Raw genomic sequence first — 21,422 nt, 5'->3', positions numbered from 1 at the left:
ATTCCCCTATTAACAAGTATCGAGGTCGTTATGGAGTTAATTCGAGTCCCAGCTTTAAATGATAACTACATTTGGGTTTTAGCTGATAACCAGCAGTGTATCATTGTTGACCCTGCGGAGGCAGAGCCTGTGCTCGAAATAATTACCGCACAACATTTAACGCCAGTCGCTATCCTCTTAACTCACCACCATAATGACCATACCGGTGGTGTAAAAGGCATTTTAAACAAATTTACATCGCTACCTGTTTTTGGACCTAAAGAAACTGAAAATAAAGGTGCAACAGAATTAGTCGAAGAAGGTGATACTGTCATTATTAACCAATTTAAATTCCAAGTAATTGCTTTATCTGGGCATACCCTTGGGCATATTGGTTTTTACCAAGCGCCTTATTTGTTTTGCGGTGATACTTTATTTTCAGCTGGTTGTGGGCGTATTTTTGAAGGTACACCAGAACAAATGTGGCAATCTATTCAAAAAATTGCAGCGCTCCCAGACGAAACATTAATATGCTGCGCCCATGAATATACCTTGTCGAACCTTAAATTTGCTCACCATATCTGGCCTGAAAATGAAGCGATTACACAATATTTACAAAAAATAACGCAAATGCGTGACAAACATCAAGCAACAGTTCCTACCCTATTGAAAGATGAGAAGAAAATAAATATTTTCTTGCAATGCGACAATCAACAATTACAAAAAAAACTCGAAATTAATATGCAAAATCCCCCTTTGAGAGCAGTTTTTACCCTTTTACGTCAATTAAAAGATCAATTTTAAAGTTTAATGATTGTCATCATGGGGTGGGATAAGTATTATTGTTCGACTTTTAAACATTGCAACGAAGAACAATAGAATAAAATGAAGAAAATCGCGACACTCATCGCCATTGTTCTGCTGGCAGGATGCCAAACCGCCCCAAAAAATGTTAAGCAGAACAAACCTTCAGCCAATCACACAATTGAAACTGTTGCCTCTCACAACCAAGCAGCAAGTAGACAACTTCCAAAGGTAGATTATGACCTTTGGGGTTACATCAGTGATGAGCTAAAAATGGATATACCTGATAACCCACAAATCAGGGAAATGGCTAACAGTTACCTAAACAAACAACGTTTTGTCTACGATGTGGCATTAAGAGCAGAGCCCTATATGTACCTCATCGTAGACGAAATTAACGAACGTAACTTGCCGATGGAATTAGCATTAATTCCGATTATTGAAAGTTCTTTCAACCCTAAAGCAACTTCACCAGCAAAAGCCGCAGGCCTGTGGCAAATCGTTCCAATTACAGCGCGTTCTTATGGGCTAAAACAAACCCAATGGGTTGATGAACGTAGAGATGTTGTTTCATCAACTAAAGCTGCATTTGATTTACTTGAAAACCTAAATATCATGTTTGGCCATGATTGGGAGCTCACGTTAGCTGCGTATAATTGTGGTGAAGGTTGTGTGCTAAATGCTATTAAAAAGAATGAGGCTGCTGGGTTGCCGACTGATTTCTGGTCCCTTTCTTTGCCAAAAGAAACTAAACAATACGTACCCAAAATTCTAGCTCTCAGCCAAGTGCTGAAAACCCCAGAAAAGTACCAAGTTAACCTGCCAACCAGTAATAAAAATAGGGCGTTAACTCAAATTGATGTAGGCCAGCAAATTACACTATCCCAAGCCGCTGAGCTAGCAGGGCTTACTGTAGAATCAGTGAAAACCTATAATTCAGGCTATACTCGAGGCATCACATCGCCAACAGGCCCACATTATATTATGTTACCAACAGCAAAAGCGGAGCAATTTAAAACATCGTTATCTGATCAAGACGTTTTAGAAACCATCCGCCTTGCCGCAATACAAAATCAACAAATTAAAACGGCACAACCGACGGTAATTTCAACAGCTCGCCAAAACCGAGCAAAAATTACGACTTATAAAGTACGTAAAGGGGAATCAGTCGCCAGTATTGCTAAAAAGTTTAATACCACAGCCAAAAATATTCAGAAGCTAAATGGGTTAAAAACGGCGAGTGTGATAATGCCAGGGCAAACATTAAAAGTTTCTAGCCCAATATCGGCAGCAAACAATCGTAAAACGAAAACCTATAAAGTCAGAAAAGGCGATTCCTATTATAGTATTGCAAAACGCCATGGTATCAAGCTCAATGATTTAATGACTTGGAACTCAGGCGTAAAAATGGCTGATTTAAAACCAGGGGTAACCTTAAACCTTTACCTCTAAGTTACCTCCATGAAAAACCTCCCCAATTTTGGTCGAGGTTTTTTCTTATTTAATTATCTTATTTCATTGGTAAAATTAAACTATTTAAATACTCTGAATGGAGTAATACTTTTTATAACATCTTTTGTGTAAACATTTCATATTAGCCGTACTAAAATAACCAAATGGTTAAACGTAATTTAAACATTTTATAAAATTGAGTTTAAGTCGAGCATTTATGGCTCTATTTTAGTCACTTACTAATAAAAATGAAAAAAGTAGTTGATTGGTGGTGACTTATGTAATAATAATGCTATTATTATATCGCGGCTAAACTAGTCCAAGCTGCCAGTCCGTGTTCGAATGTCACTTATGTATAATATTAATAATCTTCGAAAACTTAACGAACTAGCAATAACTTTATATTTTTCAATATATTACTGCTTTATATATGTATATTGAACATAGGTGCTTTTAATTAGTTAACGTGACATTATTATTGATATAACAATACACATAGCAAAAGTCAGATTCGCCCGCGGAGGTGATTATGGATGAATACTCACCCAAAAGACATGATATAGCAGAACTAAAATACTTATGTAACAGTCTCAATAGAGACGCTATCTTAAGTTTGCAAAAAACCAACACACATTGGATTAACGATCTAAGCTCTGCACAAAGTGCAGCTCTAAATGAACTCATTGAACATATCGCAGCTTTTGTCTGGCGATTTAAGATCAAATATCCAAAAGAAAATCTCGTTATATCATTAATTGAAGAGTACCTCGATGAGACTTATGACTTATTTGGTAGCCCAGTCATCACATTAAGTGAAATTATAGATTGGGAAACTATGAATCAAAATCTAGTTTCAGTGCTGGATGATGACCTAAAATGTCTGACCAGCAAAACATAAAATCATTATTTATCTTTAATCAAACAATAACATCGTATGTTACTAAGTTATATTCCATATAAAGAAAGGGCGTTATGACCAAATCTGATTATCTGATGCGTTTGAGAAAATGCACAACAATTGAAACACTTGAGCGTGTCATTGAAAAAAACAAGTATGAACTATCTGATGATGAACTAGAGTTATTCTACTCAGCGGCAGATCATCGTCTTGCTGAACTCACTATGAATAAGCTCTACGATAAAATTCCACCTTCTGTATGGAAGTTTGTTAGATAATACTGTATTAACACGCGCAGATAGTGAATGGTTATAGCCGGTAAATCCACTTATCGGCTGAACTTAATACAATTTTATTTTTAGCACTAATATAGTGCTAGTAGGTTTTTTATTTCTAATTTCCCTGCCTTCTGTTTTTTATCACCATTATAATTAACAATTAATGCGATATTTTTAACTTTATTCTATTTTAATATTAGATATTATTTTAAAGAATAAAAATAAACTTCATATTTATAAATACAATTAAATACAGAACACAAAACTAGCCAATTAATTTGATATAAAAATAAGGGGATTTTTTCTAGTTTAGATGAAAGCAGTGGGATAAATTGGGTGGGAGCCCTGCCAGCGACATCCCGGCACACACGACCCCTGCTATGGCTGCTTCCTTCCGGACCTGACCAAGTTAACAAGTTAGCGTTGCGGGAGAACCAACAGAGCCCCCATTGATTGCTTCTTTCAAAGCAGGGGCATTATGCTTGATAGTCACTAAAATAGCAAGAAAGCCACAGCCAAGTGCTGGTTTATTACACAAGAACCAACATAAGAGATAGAATACTGAAAATTAGCTGCCATCAAATTAGTTCGCTGGTACCATCAGCAACTCTACATCTTTAGTTATACCATTATTGATAACTTCAGCATCAGAATCAGCAATGTATAATAGCTTCCCGTCAACTTTAATCGTCGCATTGACGGTCAGGGTACCCTCTTGTCTAACTTCATTTTTGAGATAAGTTAGCTCAAATGGAATTGTCGGTCGATTATTCAATGAATTGTAATATTTCTGCGATAATATCAATGCAGGCAGATCTACAACAGATGTATCTGCAAGAGTTACCGTGACAATCGCACTTTCTGGTAAAACAGAATCTTGCAAAATCACCACTCGCCCTTCAATTTTCCCTGAATCAACCGTTTGGTTATTGTGGCTACTTTTAGCATTAAGTGTTTTTGCGCTTGGCTTTGTGCTATTCCCTTCACAGCCAATCAACGTCAAAACGACCAATAAGCTAACTATATGGCGAAAGAAACTCATAGATATTACCTGTAAGCCTATGTTTTATTTAAAACATTTATGGTAGAGAAATAAACACATCATTTTTAGATATGGGAATAGGGTGAAGTATAACCAATATAAATAAAATAATAAATTAATATTTCAAAATGTAACATTAAGTGAATTAAAATTTTCTACGCACAATCATCCTACCTATTTAAAGTAAATAATGGGAAAATACCAATATCTAATTATGTCCAAGTGAACCGAAGATAACTATGAGCCCAGAATTAAAGAACTTAATTAGCCTAATTGAGCTTGAAAAGATTGAAGAAGGTATTTTTCGAGGACAAAGTGAAGACCTTGGTTTACCACAAGTTTTTGGCGGACAAGTTGTCGGACAAGCTATGTATGCTGCGAAGCAAACCATACCAGAAGATAGAGCTATTAACTCTTTCCATAGCTATTTTCTACGCCCTGGTGATAGCTCGCGCCCTATTATCTACGATGTTGAGATACTGCGTGATGGTGGAAGCTTCAGCGCCCGACGTGTCAGTGCTATCCAAAATGGAAAACCAATCTTCTTTATGACTGCCTCATTCCAGTCTGAGGAAACAGGCTATAATCATCAAAACCTAATGCCAGACGTTCCACCACCAGAAAAATTAATTTCTCAAGACGATATTATACAGCGCTTAGCGGATCAACTCCCCGAATCAGTTAAGAAATACGCCCTTCGCCCAACGCCTTTTGAGTTCCGTCCAGTGGAATTTTATAGCCCATTTGATGCACCACCTCAGGAGCCATTTCGCTATATTTGGTTTAAAGCCAAAGGGCAATTGCCCGACTTACCCTCTCTACATAGCTATTTACTTGGCTATGCTTCTGACTATAACTTTTTACCTGCCGCTTTACAGCCACACGGTCGAGGGTTTATGGAACGCGACTTACAAGTAGCGACTATCGACCACTCAATGTGGTTTCATCGCCCATTTAAGATTGATGATTGGTTGTTATATGCCGTAGAAAGCCCTTCGGCATCAGGTGGGAGAGGTTTTGTAAAAGGCCAAATCTATAGTCCCCAAGGGGAGCTAGTCGCAACAGCGGTTCAAGAAGGTGTGATACGTCACAGGCAACCTCGTTAATCCGCAGTAAAAAAGTAAGTGAATACTTACAGACTAAAAAAGAAAAGGTAATGGCAGCAAACAATAAACTGCCATTATCAATTCGAATAGAACACAGTATTTATCCTGTTTTCAGCATTATCATATCGTGCCGTACTTGTTTAATTGTAAGCACTTTCACCATGAGAAGTTATATCTAAACCTTCCCTTTCTTTCTCTACTGTAATTCTTAGACCGAATGTTTTAGCTGCTATCTTAAAAGCAATAAAGGCAACAATCGCAGTCCAAACCACACAGACTAAAATGCTAACAGCTTGAATACCAACTTGTTTCATCATAGTAATTCCTTCTGCATAACCACTTCCGCCTAATGTGCTGGCAGTAAATACCCCTGTCAACAAGCACCCTAAGATACCGCAGACCCCATGAACACCAAAAACATCACAAACATCATCTACTTTTAACCAACGTTTAAGAATGACCACGCCCCATAAGCCGGCGATCCCAGAAAGCAAACCGATGATTAGCGCCCCACCAACCCCGACAGTTCCTGCGGCAGGAGTCACACCAACCAACCCCGCTAAGCAACCAGAGCAAGCACCTAACAATGAGGGCTTATCCCTAAAAATCCACTCGGCAAATGTCCAAGACAGGATTGCTCCAGCCGCTGCCGCAATCGTATTGATAAATGCCAGAGCAGCAATACCATCTGCACTTCCCGCCGACCCTGCATTGAAGCCAAACCACCCAACAAATAAAATAGATGTCCCCATAAATACCATCGGTAAGTTATGAGGTTTAATTGCTTCCTTTCCTAATCCTGTTCGATGCCCAAGTAAGTAAGCACCAACTAAACCTGCAACAGCGGCATTAATGTGTACAACAGTGCCCCCTGCAAAATCAAGCGCACCATCTTGAGAAAGAATACCGCCTCCCCAGACCATGTGAGCCATAGGTAAGTAAGCAAATGTAGTCCAAATAACGGTAAAAATGAGAATGGCAGAAAATTTAATGCGTTCTCCTAATGCGCCAACAACTAATGCAACAGTTAAACATGCAAATGCACCTTGAAACGCCACATGCACAAACTGGGGAATTGAACCGGATAAACTTTCTACTGAAATGTTTTTAAGTAACACTTGGTTAAAACCACCAAAAAAAGCATTTCCTTCACTAAAAGCCAAACTATAACCATAAACAATCCAAATAACAGATACCAATGCAAAGATCACCGTTGTTTGCGCCATTAAAGAAAGCACATTTTTACTTCTTAATAACCCACCATAAAACAGTGCAATACCCGGTACAATCATAAAAATAACCAATGCAGTAGCTATCATCATAAAAGCATTATCGGCTTTATCGACTTCTTTTGGCGAAGCAAACACACTCATTGGAAAACCCATTAATACCCATATATATACGACTAGGAACCATTTACGCATCGTCATTCTCCTACAGTGCTTCATCTTGTTTTTCACCCGTACGGATCCGTACAGCTTGCTCTAGAGGCAAAACAAATATTTTTCCGTCCCCTACCTGTCCGGTACAAGCAACACCCTCAATGGTCTCAATGACCTGCTCTAACTGTTCATCTAACACCGCTATTTCCATTCGTACTTTGGGCAAAAAATCAACAGTATATTCAGCTCCTCTATATAACTCTGCGTGCCCTTTTTGCCGCCCAAACCCCCTAACTTCAGTAATGGTAAGCCCTTGAATACCAACATCAGATAGCGCTTCTCGAACCTCATCTAATTTAAATGGCTTAATAATTGCGATGATGTATTTCATATTTACTCCTATAAGTCATACCAATAACCCACTCAATTTAGCGAGCAGTACTGACGTCAGAGCAAAACTTATGCCAAAATGTTTTTTTGCTTAAAAATCAAAAAGAAAAGACAAAATAAAAAACCACTCGGCTGAGTGGTTTTAAGGTGTGCATTATAATGGTGCAGAATAATTAACTGGTTACAACTTCCTTTTCAGCATCACTGAGGGCATTCAACGACTCCCCAACTTGTTGTAACTGGTACATTTGATAATAACGCCCTTTTTGTTGTAAAAGTTGTAGATGTTGACCTTGCTCAACAATTGCACCACGATGTAACACAACAACTTGGTCGGCATCAACTATCGTTGATAAACGATGGGCAATCACCACCAGTGTTGTATGTTGACGGATCACTCGAAGCGCTTTTTGTATCGCTTGCTCTGTCCCTGAATCTATATTTGCAGTTGCTTCATCTAGGATTAAAATTTTCGGGGTCACCACCAGCACCCTAGCCATCGCTAATAACTGCCTTTGACCTACAGATAAGGTATTTCCTTGTTCACCTAATACTGTGTCTAACCCCTCAGGTAAAGTGCGAACTAACTCTGCAAGTTGAACAATTTCAAGAACATCCCAGACTTTCTCTTGATTAATATCACGCCCAAGCGCCACATTGTCAAAAAATGAAGCTGCAAGTACGACAGGGTCTTGCTGTACCATCGCAATGCCATTTCTTAATACATGGTGAGACAATGAATTTAAATCTCGCCCATCTAATAGGATCTCACCTTTTTGCCATGGGTAATAACCCATAATTAAATTAGCAATAGTACTTTTACCACTTCCTGTGTGACCAACTAAAGCTATAAAATTATTATCAGGTACGTGTAAGTTGATATCTTGCAACACTATTTTGTCATTACGATAGGCAAAAGATAGGTGGTTAATGGTAATTGAGCCACCTTGCAATGGGACAAGGCTTTCGCCATAACCCTGTTGTGGGCTATCCATTAATTCAAAAACTCGCTCACCTGATACAACCGCTTGCTGTAGCATGGATTGTTGAGAGGTTAATTCAATTAATGGTTCGTTTAATCGCCCCAAATAATTAATAAATGCATATAAAACACCAACACCAATCGTCGTTGTTCCTTCAAACCCAAACAGTAGCAACAACCCACACAATACTGATGCAGAAAATAAACTCAGTAATGGTCTTAGTAACAAACCATCTAATTTTAAAGCTTTCATCCGTGCAAAATAGTGGTCTTGGTTGACCTCTTGCATTTTTGCCCCGAACCTTGCTTGCTGTAGAAACTGCTGAATAACGGTCATTCCATTAATCACTTCATTAAAACCGTTGTTAATATCAGCAAGGTAAGACCTAACACGACGTACTATCGGTGTGCTCAACCTCTGATAAACAATCATCACCACAAATACAGCAGGGAAAATCATCACAGCAATAGATGCCATTCTCCATTCTAATGAAAACATCGCAACTAACATGGCACAAATCAGTGCTAAACTGCGAAAAACCGTTGGCACGACCATGACAAACAGGTCTTTAATCACCTCGGTATCATTAGTCACTCGTGAAATTAGCTGGCCAACAGGCTGTTTATCAAATGCACTTAGTGGCTGTCGCAAGGCAGCATTCATCACATCAGTTCGTAATGTTTGCACAACCCCCACTGATGCTTTGTTAAATAAAATAATCTGATAATAATGTAATAACGCAGCAATAACTTGAAGCAATATAAAGCCAATAGCCATATATAACGTCAATGGCATAATGATTTGCTTTTTCGCGACCATATTATCAATAAAATAACTGATCAATAGCGGCCCACTGACTTCTGCAATCGCGGCTAACCATAGCATAGCAATGGCAATTCCCATTGTACCCCGGTATGCTTTGCCATAAGATAATAAGCGCTTCAATGCTGGCCAAAGTGGTTTTTTCTGGCTCATAAATCACCATCCAAAGCAGCTTCAATTTGTTGATAATGATACATATCTTTATACCAACCAGTCTGGCTAATTAACGCCTCATGCCTACCTTGAATAACCATGGCTCCTTGGGATAACACTATAATATTGTCGGCTTCAACCAATGCAGATAAGCGATGAGCACTAATAATTAAGGTTCGCCCTTGTCGCCAGCGGCTTAAATTTTGCAAAATAGTAAACTCTGTTTGCCCATCTACTGCTGAAAGCGCATCATCCAATATAAGTATTTCTGCATTTTGTAAGATAGCCCGTGCTATTGAGATCCGTTGCTTTTGCCCTCCAGAAAGCATCACTCCACGCTCACCGACTTGGGTTAAGTACCCCTCAGGCAGACGTAAAATATCATCATGTACACAAGCAATCCGAGCCGCCTGCTCTATTTCTTCTTGGCTAGCTTCTGGTCTTCCTAGAGCAATATTCCCTGCGACAGTTTCTGAAAATAAAAATGGAGATTGGTTTACTACCGATAGCCTTGCGCGCCATTCATCTAGTAATACTTCAGACAAGGGCTGCCCTTGATAACAAATAGCCCCTTCAGTGATATCAAACTGACGTTGTAATAATGCCAGCAATGTTGATTTCCCCGCCCCCGTTGGCCCACAGATACCTAAAAACTGCCCTGGTTGCAGGTTAAATTGAATATCATGTAATGCGACTCGCGTTGTTTCTGGGTAACTAAACCTTATTATGTTCACATCCAACGGCCCTTTTTCAGGCTGTAATGAATGGGAACCATCTTGAATAACGAGAGGCTCATTTAATAAACTTAAGATACGGCTGTAAGCCGCACTTCCTCGTTCGACAATGTTAAACATCCAAGCAAGGGCTAACATTGGCCAAATCATCAACCCTAAATACATCACGAAACTAGTTAACTCACCTAAAGTCAAAGTGCCATTTAGCACCATCCAACTTCCGCCACCAATAGCGAGCAAATTTGCCATGCCTATCGCTAAAAAAATTGTTGGATCAAAACGAGCATCGACTTTCGCAACATGCATATTACGACGCCCCGCTTCCGTTGCCACTTGTTCAAATTGATTCGACTGATGATCTTCAAGGCCAAACGCTTTGATCATACGAATACTGGTTAAGCTCTCTTGTGCGTGATTGTTCAAAGATGAAAACGCACCTTGAGCGTGCTTGAAACGATGATGGAGCTGATCGCCGTAACGCTTAATAACCATTGCCATGATCGGCATCGGAATAAGCGCAAGCAATGTGAGCTGCCAACTAATTTCAACGCTCATCATGATTAATACTGCACACCCCATAACCAATGAGTCTACTAGCGTTAAAACACCCTCTCCAGCAGCAAATACCACACGATCCACATCATTTGTTGTACGAGCGATTAGATCCCCAGTTCGATATTTAAGATAAAACTGTTGATTTTGTAAGCTTAATTGTCGATAAAATTTTTGGCGCAATTGAACTGCCAGCTTATAAGATGCCCCAAATAGCCATAGTCGCCAAACGTACCTCAGGCCATAAACAACCAATGCAATAAGCAGCATTAATAAGATATATGTCACCAACTGTTTTTTAGGCATAGTATCTTTACTTATGCCATCAACCACGACACCCACGATGCGCGGCGGAACCAGTTGTAGAATTGCAATAATAATTAAAAAGCAAACTGCGCCAAAATAGCGCTTCCATTCGCTCAAAAAATACCAACTTAGTTGTGAAAATAATCGCACGTATTACTGCCTTGGATAATGTTAATTTACTTATACATAACTGAAACGCTCGTGTCGTTTACCAACAAAATTGCGCTAATCGGGGATTGGCAGCACCGTAGTATATTTAATTTTTTCCATCGCAAAGCTGGACGTTACATCAATTAAGCCATGTACCCCATTAACCAGTTTTTTGTAAAACAAATCGTAGGATTTCATATCGTGAACTTCTACCTGCATAAGATAGTCATATTCACCAGCCATGCGATAAAACATTAGCACTTCAGGAAGTTGGCTCACGAAAGACACAAACTGTTCATACCATTCACTATTATGGTGCTGTGTTTTAATTGTTACGATGACAGTTAAACCTAACCCAAGTTTCTCACCATCTAATAACGTTACTCTACCCCGAATATAACCATCATCTTCGAGTCGTTTTAGTCTTTTCCAGCATGGTGTAGAGGTTAAATTGACAGCTTCTGCCAGGGTGTTTAAAGATAGACTACTGTCAGTTTGTAATAAAAAAAGCAGTTTTTTGTCTATTTTATCTAACATAATTGCCCTCATGGCTTAGGTGGAAATGCTCTTTTATCTTTCTATTATTTGAATTACCAATATTAAGCAAAATCTCATCATTTAAAAACAATAAAAATGTTACCAATTGACATTATTATAGAAGAATTTTACCCAGATAACCAAATAAGAGTACAAATAGCACGCTAATTAATGGAAATTTATAAAAATAGAACTGTTAATTAAATTACAGTGTCGCTAACATGAAAGCAGAGAATTAATATTCGTTTTAAACAAAGTGATATCACCAAGGAGTCCCTATGAAACGTGCAGTGGTGGTCTTTAGCGGAGGGCAAGACTCAACAACCTGCCTCATTCAGGCCTTACAAAACTATGACGAAGTGCATTGTGTTACCTTTGATTACGGGCAGCGTCATCGCTTTGAAATCGAAGTTGCACAAAAGTTAAGTGTATCACTTGGTGCCAATGCTCATAAGGTTTTAGATGTGACCTTACTCAATGAGTTAGCGATCAGTAGTTTAACTCGGGATAATATCCCTGTGCCTGATTTTACAGAAAGCGAATCGAGCAGTCTGCCAAGTACTTTTGTACCCGGTCGTAATATTTTATTTCTCACATTAGCGGCAATATATGCTTACCAAGTACAAGCTGAAGCCGTCATTACTGGTGTTTGTGAAACTGACTTTTCCGGTTACCCTGATTGCCGAGATGAGTTTGTCAAAGCCCTTAACCACGCGGTTGACCTTGGGCTCGCTAAAAATATACGTTTTGAAACCCCATTAATGTGGCTGAATAAAGCCCAAACATGGGCTCTTGCCGACAGTTATGGCCACCTTGAGACCATTAGGAAGCAAACACTCACTTGCTATAATGGGATTCAAGGTGACGGATGTGGTGAATGTGCTGCATGCCACCTACGAAGCAAAGGCTTACATGAATATTTAGATGACAAAGAAGCTGTCATGCTCTCTCTAAAACAGCAGCAACAAAAAACAAACTAAACCGAACAGAGATACGCCTGCCTAACCACTTTTTAGGTAGGCTAGTTCTGAATGAAATCATCAGTCCCTGATTTGAACAATGCTAGTTTTTCACGTAACTCATCATCTATAACAATGGCTTTATTAGTTATATTATCGATAAAAACAAACGTAACATAGGCGTCAGATACCACTTCTGATCCCCCCGCGTTATTACGGATAATTTGCTGATAGCACACCGCACTCTTAGAGCCTATTTTATCCATACGCGTTACAACAGTAAGCTCATCACCTAACAGCACTCCTTGGATATAATTTACGTTAATATTCACCGCAGCCATAGTTAGATTATTTTTTATCGCCCAATTAATGAAATTACGCTTATTCATCCATTCCCAACGGTCTGCTTCGTAAAATTCCAAATAACGTGCATTATTAACATGTTGGAAAACATCAATATGGTAACCATGGATCTTGACATGTGTTGTCATTCTAACTACTCCGACCAGTTTAATTTTAGATAACATAAAAATAACAAATGTACGGAAAATATGCTGAATGAATACCAGAAATAAGATCTAGCTCCCAAATTATTTACAATAAATTAATATTACAGCTCAATTACCCACCATTAAAATGGTATCCCCATACAATTGAATGAACCACAATGTATGGGGAATATTCAACTACAGTACAATTTTATCTTTATTTTTCTCTAAAAATGCAGGCCCTATCCCCTGAACTTCTAGAATATTTTCAATTGAATTAAAAGCCCCATACTTTTGCCTATATTCAACAATTGCTTTCGCTTTTTGTTTGCCGATGCCACTCAGCTTTTGTGCTAGCTCATCTACACTTGCTGAATTAATATTGACTTTGTCTGATTGCTCTGAAGATATGAGTTGTGAGTTCTCATTTGACGCTTTTTTTTGCACAAGTGCTGTTGTCGGTTTTTCCGCTTCAATCTTTTTCGCTAAAGAAAAAGAAGTAAAAGCCCCTAATAGAGAAAGAAGAAGTACGGTATTAGCCCCATGTTTCATCACTGTATTCCATAACATAATGATTCTCCTGTGTGTGTTGAGGAGTAACAATGACAAAAAAAAACAATGAAAGCTTTCAGAGGGTTATTTAAATGCGAAAGGCCACCCAAAGGTGACCTTTCATTTATAATGTTGCAAATTAAATTGCGAAGCTTCTCGCAATTATTCCATATTCAACACTTCAATTTTTGCATTTTCACGTAAGTTAAGCATCAGAGCTTCGTTAACCGCAGAGCTCATCGCCCCTTGGTATTCACGTGACAGCTGTTTTAACTCATCTTCCGTTGGTTGGCCTAAAGTGACTTTATCTAACTGAATAATCACATAATTATCAGATTCATCACGTGCAATGGCATAGTTTGGTTTACCTTCAGCCGGTTCAGCCATTTCCATTGATGCATTGATAATCGCAGTCTGTGGCATCAAACGTGAAACTGTTTGAACATCCGTAAATTTAATGCCTGCTGCATTCAGAGCTTCTTCGCCTTTACCTGCTTTCAGCTCAGCCAGTAGTTTCTCACTCGTTGCTTTAAGTTCTGCTTCTGCTTTTTGACGTTTAACTAAAGCTTCTATTTCAGGCTTAACAGTGTCAAAAGGTTCAATGTTTTCAGGCTTATACTCTGTAACACGTACAACAAATGCACGGTCACCTTCTACGTTAATAACGTCTGAGTTAATACCTTTAGAACCATTTTTATCAACTAAGCGATCACTAAATACCTCGTTAATCACTTTCGGGAAGTTAAGTGCCGCCGGAGGATTATTGCGGTCAAACCAATCCGTTGTGATTGATTTCAAACCTGAAACAGATTCAACTGAAACTAATGATTCCATATCATTTGTTGCTGCTTCACTAACCTTTTGTTGTAAGTCATAGAACTGTTTGATGTTTTTATCTTGCAGTAAACTGTTTTTGATACTTTCTTTAACTTGTTCAAAAGGCTTAGTTAATTCTGGCTTAATATCATCTAAGCGGAAAATAATATAGTTATTTTGTGACTTGATTGGGGCAGAAAGTTGGCCTTTCTCAGTTAATTTTGCATCAGCAATCTCACTTGGTGTTGATGATGCTTCCATCCAACCAATAAGACCTTTTTGTTTAGCGCTGAATATATCCGTCGACTTTTCAGCTACAATGGCAGCAAAATCAGCCCCTGCTTTTAGTTCATTTAGGATATCATTTGCTTCTTTTTCTGAAGCTACTTGGATCATACTATATTGTTTTTGCTCAGCCTGAGTATAGTTTTTCAGGTTTTGCTCATAATATGCTTTCACATCTTCATCAGATACTGTTGCTGCTGGCATAGATGCCGCATCCATTTCAACATAGCTTACTTTCACTTTTTCAGGTGAAATAAAGCTATCTTGGTTAGCATCGTAATAAGCTTTTAATTCATCGTCTGAAACGGTTTGTTTACCTTGAACATCAGCTAAAGGTAACGTTGCCGTACGAATTTCACGTTCTTGCATATACAGTTGTGCATATGCTTTAACCTCAGATGGCAAAGCAAAATCTGTACCGGTAAAGGTTTTACCTAACTGTGCGCGTGTAAGGTCTTGGCGAATTTGTGCTGCAAAGCTATCTGCATTGATATTGTAACGCTGTAAAATCTCACGGTACTTTTCGCTATCAAATCGACCATCTGTTTGGAAAATTTGCATTGAGAATATAGATTGCTCAATTTGCTGATCGCTTGCTGACAGGTTTAGTTCATTAGCATATTGATTAATCAATTCATTGTTAATCAAGTTATCAAGTGCTTGGCGGCGCAGCAAATTCATGCTTTCTTCGTTACTAGCCACTTCTGAGAATTTATCTCCCAGATATTCTTGCAATGACTGACGTTCCTGCTGAAAGGCCTGCTGCAACTGTTCCCTGCTAATTGGCTGACCGTTAACTTCGGCTGCATTATTTGCACTATTGCCTCCGATGCCGCCCATCATAACGCCACCTAACACAAATGAAAGGATTATCAGCGCTAGTATTATTTTGAGCAAAGGACTATTTGCCTTTGTGCGTAAATTTTCCATCATAAAAAGGCTTAACTCCGCTTTGTTGAATTCAATTTCCTGATAATACGCTAATCTTAACTCAGAAAGAAAAAAAAGCGCACCATTTACATGGTGCGCTTATATATTAGCTGATTAAAGACATTCCGTCAGTTTGAGTTTTCGCAAAAATGCAAGAAAGACAAACTTAAATACCTAATTAGCTATTAACAGCGTCTTTAAGACCCTTGCCTGGACGGAAAGCTGGAACTTTCGCCGCAGCGATTTTAATTTCTTTACCCGTTTGAGGGTTACGGCCTGTACGTGCTGCACGCTCACGAACAGAAAAAGTACCAAAGCCAACTAGAGCAACATCGTCCCCTTTACTAAGAGAGCCCGTTACAGTAGCGACGAACGCGTCAACAACACGACCTGCTGCAGCTTTAGAAATATTCGCATCAGAAGCGATTTGATCAATCAGTTGAGCTTTATTCACTCTTATCATCCCCATATTAGTTGGACTATAAATCTCTTAATTAACTCTAACGGTTATTAGTATAGTTAATTAATGATGCAGTCGTTATATCAATCCTGATTACCAATGGCAAGAGAACAGATTACATACAAACAATTATCAGAATCATCGCTAAAGTAGCTATGAAAAAAAAGGCTGACAAGCCCTAAATTAGCTATCAGCCTTAATTTTATACAAACTTCTTGATTCAGCTCACTCTTTTAGCTTTATTTTTTACAACTTCAGCCCCAAATGGAGGGTTAACTAAAGCCAAAGAAAGCACTTCTTCAATAGTTTTTACTGGATGAATTTCCAGATCAGCGATCACATTTTGAGGAATTTCTTCTAAATCACGTTCGTTTTCTTTAGGGATTAATACGGTTTTAATCCCTCCACGGTGTGCCGCCAATAGTTTCTCTTTTAAGCCACCGATTGGGAAAACTAACCCTCTTAATGTAATTTCTCCTGTCATAGCCACGTCTGCTCTAACAGGATTACCCGTTAAGCAAGATACCAATGCCGTTGACATGGCAATCCCCGCACTTGGACCATCTTTCGGTGTCGCGCCTTCAGGAACATGGACATGAATATCGCGTTTTTCATAAAAATCGCTATTAATACCCAATTTTTCTGCACGAGCTCTAACTACGGTTAATGCCGTTTGGATAGATTCTTGCATCACTTCACCTAAAGAACCGGTATAAGTTAACTTACCTTTACCTGGAACACAGGCGGTCTCAATGGTAAGTAAGTCACCACCAACCTCAGTCCAAGCAAGACCAGTAACTTGCCCTACACGGTTTTCAGTATCCGCTTGGCCATAATCAAAGCGACGAACGCCCAGATAGTCTTTCAGGTTGTCTGCATTAATTTCAATATGCTTAAGCTTTTTATCCATTAATAAAGCTTTAACTGCCTTACGGCACAGTTTTGAAATTTCACGCTCTAAACCACGTACACCAGCTTCGCGAGTATAGTAACGAATGATGCTCATTAGGGCGCTATCATCAATAGTAAGCTCACCCTTTTTCAAAGCATTACGTTCTATTTGCTTAGACAATAGATGTTTTTTCGCTATGTTCAGTTTTTCATCTTCTGTATAACCAGAAAGACGAATAACTTCCATACGGTCTAATAATGGCGCCGGAATATTCATCGAGTTAGACGTCGCAACAAACATAACATCGGACAGATCGTAATCGACTTCTAAATAGTGATCATTAAATGCAATATTTTGTTCTGGATCAAGGACCTCTAACAATGCAGAAGCAGGGTCGCCACGCATGTCAGATGACATCTTGTCAATTTCATCCAATAGGAATAGCGGGTTTTTCACCCCAACTTTAGCCATTTTTTGGATAAGTTTGCCCGGCATAGAACCAATATAAGTACGGCGGTGACCACGAATTTCTGCTTCATCACGTACCCCACCTAAAGCCATGCGAGTGTACTGACGGCCTGTTGCCTTCGCAATGGATTGGCCCAATGACGTTTTACCAACGCCCGGAGGCCCAACTAAGCAAAGAATTGGCCCTTTAATTTTGCTAACACGGCTCTGTACTGCCAGATATTCTAAAATCCGATCTTTCACGCGCTCTAAGCCGTAGTGATCGGTATCTAGCACTTCTTGCGCTTTAACTAAATCTTTTTTAACTTTACTACGCTTATTCCATGGTACTTGTACCATCCAATCAATATAGCTACGAACAACTGTAGCTTCTGCAGACATCGGAGACATCATTTTCAGCTTCTGCAACTCAGCTTCGGCTTTTTCTTGTGCCTCTTTTGGCATTTTCGCTTCTTCAATCTTACGTTTTAGCGATTCATACTCGTCTGGCGCATCGTCCATTTCACCAAGCTCTTTCTGAATAGCTTTCATTTGCTCATTCAGATAGTACTCACGCTGGCTTTTTTCCATCTGTTTTTTAACGCGATTGCGGATACGTTTTTCTACTTGCAGCAATTCAGTTTCTGATTCCATCATTGCCATCAAGAATTCAACGCGTTCAGCAATATTTGCCATTTCCAAAACACGCTGCTTATCAGCTAATTTCAATGGCATGTGAGACGCAATGGTATCCGCTAGTTTATCTAGCTGATCTTGCTCTATCGCATGCAATGCCGTTAGTACTTCAGGTGGTATTTTCTTATTTAGTTTTATGTAGCTTTCAAACTGACTAACAATAGTACGATATAAAACTTCGTTTTCTTTTTCATCAAGTACACTTGATGACTGAGAGCCCGCGGTTGTTTCGTCATAAACTACGTTTTCAGCTTGTGTATCTTGTTCTGGGGCTAAATATTCCGCTTGTGCTAAGAAATATTCGCCATTATCAGTCAAGCTCGTAATACGTGCGCGTTTTAGCCCTTCAACGAGGACTTTAACGGTGCCATCAGGTAGTTTCAGCATCTGAATAACGGATGCAACAGTACCTACAGCAAATAAATCATTCACCCCTGGCTCATCAGTCGAGGCTTCTTTTTGCGCAACCAGCATCACTTGCTTGTCATGATCCATCGCTGCTTCCAGACTGTGAATGGATTTTTCACGTCCAACAAACAGTGGGATCACCATATGTGGGTATACCACTACATCACGCAGAGGCAATACTGGTATTTCAATGCGTTCGGAACGCTCAGGATTCATAAAGCTCTCTCTTCGTTTAGCTCACGCTAGTTTAAGGGTTTCTGTTTCTTATTCTAAAATTACTTTCTAAAACAAGGAAACCACACCTCAGAATATAAACTATATGGGGACAAGATTTTAGCATTCAATAGCTAGTTGAACATAAAAAACAAAATGAGGGAAACCCCTCATTTTGTTTGATTAATTATTGAACGTTTATTAAGGATTAGTTATCGCCAGAAGCTTGAGCCTCAGGTTTACTGTAAATCAACAAAGGTTCAGACTGTTCGTTAATTACATTTTCATCGACAACAACTTTCTCAACATCACTCATTGAAGGAAGGTCATACATAGTATTCAGCAATGCCGCTTCAACAATAGAACGTAAACCACGTGCACCCGTTTTACGTGCCATTGCTTTTTTCGCAATTGCCTTTAATGCTTCTTCACGAAACTCGAGTTCAGTCCCTTCAAGGCTAAATAACGCTTGGTATTGCTTGGTTAAGGCATTTTTTGGTTCTTGCAGAATCTGAATTAATGCTTCTTCGCTTAGTTCTGTCAGCGTTGCAACAACTGGCAGACGGCCAATAAATTCAGGAATTAAGCCAAACTTAATTAAGTCTTCTGGCTCTGCTTGAGTCAGCAATTCACCTTCCGTTGCTTTCTCTGATTCACCTTTAACTTCCGCAGCAAAGCCAATACCAGAACGCGTGTTTAAACGTTGCCCAATGACTTTGTCTAAACCGGCAAATGCACCACCACAGATAAACAGGATTTTTGATGTATCAACTTGCAAAAACTCTTGTTGAGGGTGCTTACGACCACCTTGTGGTGGTACCGCCGCAACCGTCCCTTCAATAAGTTTCAGTAACGCTTGCTGCACACCTTCACCGGAAACATCACGAGTAATTGATGGGTTATCTGATTTACGTGAAATTTTATCAATTTCATCTATATATACAATTCCACGCTGTGCTTTTTCAACATCATAGTCACATTTTTGCAAAAGCTTTTGAATGATGTTTTCAACGTCTTCACCAACATAACCAGCTTCAGTTAATGTTGTTGCATCAGCCATTGTAAACGGTACATCCAAGTAACGAGCTAATGTCTCAGCTAAGAGAGTTTTACCGCTACCTGTTGGCCCTATAAGCAAAATGTTACTTTTACCTAGTTCAACACCATCACTGGTTTTATCGCCATTACGTAGGCGCTTGTAGTGATTATATACCGCAACAGCTAAGACTTTTTTTGCCTTTTCTTGGCCAATAACATAGTCATCAAGATGTTGCCTAATTTCATGTGGAGTCGGCAATTCACTACGCTCGCGATGCGGTGCAAGTTCCTTGATCTCTTCACGGATGATGTCGAGACATAAATCTACACATTCATCACAAATATAGACTGACGGACCGGCAATCAGCTTACGAACTTCATGCTGACTTTTTCCGCAGAAAGAACAGTAAAGCAGTTTGCCTGTCCCCTCTTTGCGTTTCTCTGTCATCAGTTGACCTCACTTTTATCTATACCACTTTGTTTTTCTTAATTAAAGCTAAAAACAAAGCCGCAATTTCTTAAAATAGTTTATGGTATAAACTAATTATACCAAAAGTTGACCCATTAACGGCTACTATAAATTTGGTCGACTAAACCATATTCTTTTGCTTCATTAGCCGATAAGAAACGGTCACGCTCCGTGTCACGGTTAATTTCTTCAATAGATTTCCCTGTATGTTGAGCCATTAGCTCATTCATACGTGCTTTCACTTTGAGGATTTCTTGAGCATGAATTTCAATATCTGTCGCTTGGCCTTGGTAGCCACCCAATGGTTGGTGGATCATGACTCGTGAGTTAGGTAAACAAAAACGTTTACCTTTCGTACCTGCTGTCAATAAGAAAGCCCCCATGGAACATGCTTGCCCCATACAAATAGTACTCACATCAGGCTTGATAAATTGCATTGTGTCATAAATTGACATTCCTGCTGTAATCACACCACCAGGTGAATTAATATACAGATGAATATCTTTTTCAGGGTTTTCTGCTTCAAGAAATAACATTTGAGCGACGATTAAGTTCGCCATATGGTCTTCCACTTGACCTGTCAGGAAGATAATCCGTTCTTTTAATAGACGTGAGTAAATATCATATGAGCGCTCACCACGGGAGGTTTGCTCTACGACCATTGGCACAAGTGCCATTTGGGATGCTAATTGTTCCTGACTGCCAAAATGTGACATCGAAATCTCCTATTAAAAACGTTCTGGTGCTTGCGCCTAATTTGCTTTCTGTCCGCTATATAGAGCAGAGATCGTGCCACAAACAACTGTCTTTAAAACATCTGCCTTAAAAAAAGACCGTGCCTGCAACCTGTTGCGATCTTCTTATTTTTAGTTTAGCTAAAATTTAACCGCGTCACAGATAAAAATTAAGAAGAAAATGCAGCTAAATATGCTGCAGTAAACAAGACGCTGTTGAAAATAGTTTAACACAAGTTAATTAGGTTACACGGATTATCCCATTAGAAAACCTTACCTGATTTTCAAAATTTGCGAAATAACCCGTTAGGCTGATATCAGCACTTTCTTCAATGTTAAGCTATTTAAAATAATTCAAATCTCAATTAAAGCTTTTCGCAAATCAAAAACTATACTCTAAATCATTCACGTGGTAGCTAGACCACAAGCCAATCAGCCTCTTAGAGTGCACATTTGTATGTAACTAG

Annotated in this window: 18 protein-coding genes, 1 other RNA gene and 1 pseudogene; 6 read left to right on the top strand and 14 right to left on the bottom strand. The window is 39.1% G+C overall.

Features of this window, described 5'->3' with window-relative positions:
* Positions 1–30 precede the first annotated feature (30 nt).
* The 4 genes from gloB (at position 31) to RB151_RS03800 (ending at position 3,411) form a co-directional block, all read left to right on the top strand.
* Complete coding sequence (gloB, locus tag RB151_RS03815) at positions 31–783, top strand: hydroxyacylglutathione hydrolase (protein ID WP_042846888.1); 753 nt, start codon at positions 31–33, stop codon at positions 781–783.
* Positions 784–864: 81 nt separating this feature from the next.
* Positions 865–2,235 carry a murein transglycosylase D gene (gene mltD / locus RB151_RS03810; protein ID WP_071547719.1) on the top strand — a complete coding sequence of 457 codons (1,371 nt, stop codon included), beginning with the start codon at positions 865–867 and terminating at the stop codon, positions 2,233–2,235.
* Positions 2,236–2,764: 529 nt separating this feature from the next.
* Complete coding sequence (tomB, locus tag RB151_RS03805) at positions 2,765–3,133, top strand: Hha toxicity modulator TomB (RefSeq protein ID WP_042846890.1); 369 nt, start codon at positions 2,765–2,767, stop codon at positions 3,131–3,133.
* A gap of 74 nt (positions 3,134–3,207) precedes the next feature.
* Entirely contained in the window at positions 3,208–3,411 is a 204-nt protein-coding gene (locus RB151_RS03800; protein ID WP_042846891.1) for an HHA domain-containing protein, read from the top strand.
* Between the two features lie 343 nt (positions 3,412–3,754).
* On the opposite strand, the gene ffs is transcribed toward RB151_RS03800, so the two are convergent.
* Positions 3,755–3,851, bottom strand: an RNA gene (gene ffs, locus RB151_RS03795) — signal recognition particle sRNA small type.
* 143 nt (positions 3,852–3,994) lie between these two features.
* Entirely contained in the window at positions 3,995–4,453 is a 459-nt protein-coding gene (locus RB151_RS03790; RefSeq protein ID WP_071547718.1) for a YbaY family lipoprotein, read from the bottom strand.
* A 239-nt stretch (positions 4,454–4,692) separates the two neighbouring features.
* Here RB151_RS03790 and tesB point away from each other — a divergent pair, with 239 nt between their 5' ends.
* A complete protein-coding gene (gene tesB / locus RB151_RS03785) occupies positions 4,693–5,559 on the top strand; it encodes an acyl-CoA thioesterase II (RefSeq protein WP_042846893.1) in 867 nt (288 codons plus the stop codon).
* 140 nt (positions 5,560–5,699) lie between these two features.
* On the opposite strand, the pseudogene amtB reads toward tesB, so the two are convergent.
* The 5 genes and pseudogenes from amtB to RB151_RS03760 form a co-directional block, all read right to left on the bottom strand.
* Positions 5,700–6,914: pseudogene (amtB, locus tag RB151_RS03780) on the bottom strand (ammonium transporter AmtB); the annotation flags it as partial.
* A gap of 79 nt (positions 6,915–6,993) precedes the next feature.
* Entirely contained in the window at positions 6,994–7,332 is a 339-nt protein-coding gene (locus RB151_RS03775) for a P-II family nitrogen regulator (protein ID WP_042846895.1), read from the bottom strand.
* A gap of 172 nt (positions 7,333–7,504) precedes the next feature.
* Complete coding sequence (locus RB151_RS03770) at positions 7,505–9,289, bottom strand: SmdB family multidrug efflux ABC transporter permease/ATP-binding protein (RefSeq protein WP_042846896.1); 1,785 nt, start codon at positions 9,287–9,289, stop codon at positions 7,505–7,507.
* On the bottom strand, positions 9,286–11,031 hold the full coding sequence (locus tag RB151_RS03765; protein ID WP_071547717.1) for a SmdA family multidrug ABC transporter permease/ATP-binding protein: 1,746 nt from the start codon (positions 11,029–11,031) through the stop codon (positions 9,286–9,288). The genes RB151_RS03770 and RB151_RS03765 overlap by 4 nt, the downstream gene beginning before the upstream one ends.
* A 75-nt stretch (positions 11,032–11,106) precedes the next feature.
* On the bottom strand, positions 11,107–11,568 hold the full coding sequence (locus tag RB151_RS03760) for an Lrp/AsnC family transcriptional regulator (RefSeq protein WP_071547716.1): 462 nt from the start codon (positions 11,566–11,568) through the stop codon (positions 11,107–11,109).
* Between the two features lie 278 nt (positions 11,569–11,846).
* Between RB151_RS03760 and queC the strand changes: the two genes are divergently transcribed.
* Positions 11,847–12,548, top strand: coding sequence for a 7-cyano-7-deazaguanine synthase QueC (gene queC, locus RB151_RS03755; protein WP_042846900.1), 702 nt, complete (start codon positions 11,847–11,849; stop codon positions 12,546–12,548).
* Positions 12,549–12,589: 41 nt separating this feature from the next.
* Here the strand turns inward: queC and RB151_RS03750 are convergent, their stop codons facing one another.
* The 7 genes from RB151_RS03750 to clpP all read right to left on the bottom strand — a co-directional run bounded on the left by RB151_RS03750 (position 12,590) and on the right by clpP (position 20,937).
* Entirely contained in the window at positions 12,590–13,018 is a 429-nt protein-coding gene (locus RB151_RS03750; RefSeq protein WP_071547715.1) for an acyl-CoA thioesterase, read from the bottom strand.
* Between the two features lie 195 nt (positions 13,019–13,213).
* The gene (locus RB151_RS03745; protein WP_071547714.1) at positions 13,214–13,585 is read right to left on the bottom strand and encodes a ComEA family DNA-binding protein; all 372 of its coding nucleotides are present in this window, start codon (positions 13,583–13,585) and stop codon (positions 13,214–13,216) included.
* 144 nt (positions 13,586–13,729) lie between these two features.
* Complete coding sequence (ppiD, locus tag RB151_RS03740) at positions 13,730–15,601, bottom strand: peptidylprolyl isomerase (RefSeq protein WP_042846904.1); 1,872 nt, start codon at positions 15,599–15,601, stop codon at positions 13,730–13,732.
* Between the two features lie 175 nt (positions 15,602–15,776).
* Positions 15,777–16,052, bottom strand: a complete 276-nt coding sequence (hupB, locus tag RB151_RS03735) for a nucleoid-associated protein HU-beta (RefSeq protein ID WP_004914513.1) — start codon at positions 16,050–16,052, stop codon at positions 15,777–15,779.
* Positions 16,053–16,278: 226 nt separating this feature from the next.
* Entirely contained in the window at positions 16,279–18,717 is a 2,439-nt protein-coding gene (gene lon / locus RB151_RS03730; RefSeq protein WP_042846905.1) for an endopeptidase La, read from the bottom strand.
* Between the two features lie 205 nt (positions 18,718–18,922).
* Entirely contained in the window at positions 18,923–20,200 is a 1,278-nt protein-coding gene (clpX, locus tag RB151_RS03725; protein ID WP_042846906.1) for an ATP-dependent protease ATP-binding subunit ClpX, read from the bottom strand.
* 116 nt (positions 20,201–20,316) lie between these two features.
* Positions 20,317–20,937 carry an ATP-dependent Clp endopeptidase proteolytic subunit ClpP gene (gene clpP, locus RB151_RS03720; protein WP_042846907.1) on the bottom strand — a complete coding sequence of 207 codons (621 nt, stop codon included), beginning with the start codon at positions 20,935–20,937 and terminating at the stop codon, positions 20,317–20,319.
* Positions 20,938–21,422 lie beyond the last annotated feature (485 nt).

The sequence above is a fragment of the Providencia rettgeri genome, from assembly GCF_001874625.1.
Lineage (GTDB): Bacteria > Pseudomonadota > Gammaproteobacteria > Enterobacterales > Enterobacteriaceae > Providencia > Providencia huashanensis.
Note: the sequence above shows the minus strand (reverse complement) of the source record. Positions and strands in the feature narration are given on the sequence as shown.

Excerpts from the sequence above, each read along its gene's own strand:
- mltD (WP_071547719.1), top strand. The coding sequence starts at position 865 with ATGAAGAAAATCGCGACACTCATCGCCATTGTTCTGCTGGCAGGATGC.
- RB151_RS03760 (WP_071547716.1), bottom strand. The coding sequence starts at position 11,568 with ATGTTAGATAAAATAGACAAAAAACTGCTTTTTTTATTACAAACTGAC.
- clpX (WP_042846906.1), bottom strand. The coding sequence starts at position 20,200 with ATGACAGAGAAACGCAAAGAGGGGACAGGCAAACTGCTTTACTGTTCT.
- RB151_RS03790 (WP_071547718.1), bottom strand. The coding sequence starts at position 4,453 with ATGAGTTTCTTTCGCCATATAGTTAGCTTATTGGTCGTTTTGACGTTG.
- ppiD (WP_042846904.1), bottom strand. The coding sequence starts at position 15,601 with ATGATGGAAAATTTACGCACAAAGGCAAATAGTCCTTTGCTCAAAATA.
- RB151_RS03750 (WP_071547715.1), bottom strand. The coding sequence starts at position 13,018 with ATGACAACACATGTCAAGATCCATGGTTACCATATTGATGTTTTCCAA.
- RB151_RS03800 (WP_042846891.1), top strand. The coding sequence starts at position 3,208 with ATGACCAAATCTGATTATCTGATGCGTTTGAGAAAATGCACAACAATT.
- RB151_RS03775 (WP_042846895.1), bottom strand. The coding sequence starts at position 7,332 with ATGAAATACATCATCGCAATTATTAAGCCATTTAAATTAGATGAGGTT.
- gloB (WP_042846888.1), top strand. The coding sequence starts at position 31 with ATGGAGTTAATTCGAGTCCCAGCTTTAAATGATAACTACATTTGGGTT.
- lon (WP_042846905.1), bottom strand. The coding sequence starts at position 18,717 with ATGAATCCTGAGCGTTCCGAACGCATTGAAATACCAGTATTGCCTCTG.
- RB151_RS03745 (WP_071547714.1), bottom strand. The coding sequence starts at position 13,585 with ATGTTATGGAATACAGTGATGAAACATGGGGCTAATACCGTACTTCTT.
- tesB (WP_042846893.1), top strand. The coding sequence starts at position 4,693 with ATGAGCCCAGAATTAAAGAACTTAATTAGCCTAATTGAGCTTGAAAAG.
- queC (WP_042846900.1), top strand. The coding sequence starts at position 11,847 with ATGAAACGTGCAGTGGTGGTCTTTAGCGGAGGGCAAGACTCAACAACC.
- tomB (WP_042846890.1), top strand. The coding sequence starts at position 2,765 with ATGGATGAATACTCACCCAAAAGACATGATATAGCAGAACTAAAATAC.
- clpP (WP_042846907.1), bottom strand. The coding sequence starts at position 20,937 with ATGTCACATTTTGGCAGTCAGGAACAATTAGCATCCCAAATGGCACTT.
- RB151_RS03770 (WP_042846896.1), bottom strand. The coding sequence starts at position 9,289 with ATGAGCCAGAAAAAACCACTTTGGCCAGCATTGAAGCGCTTATTATCT.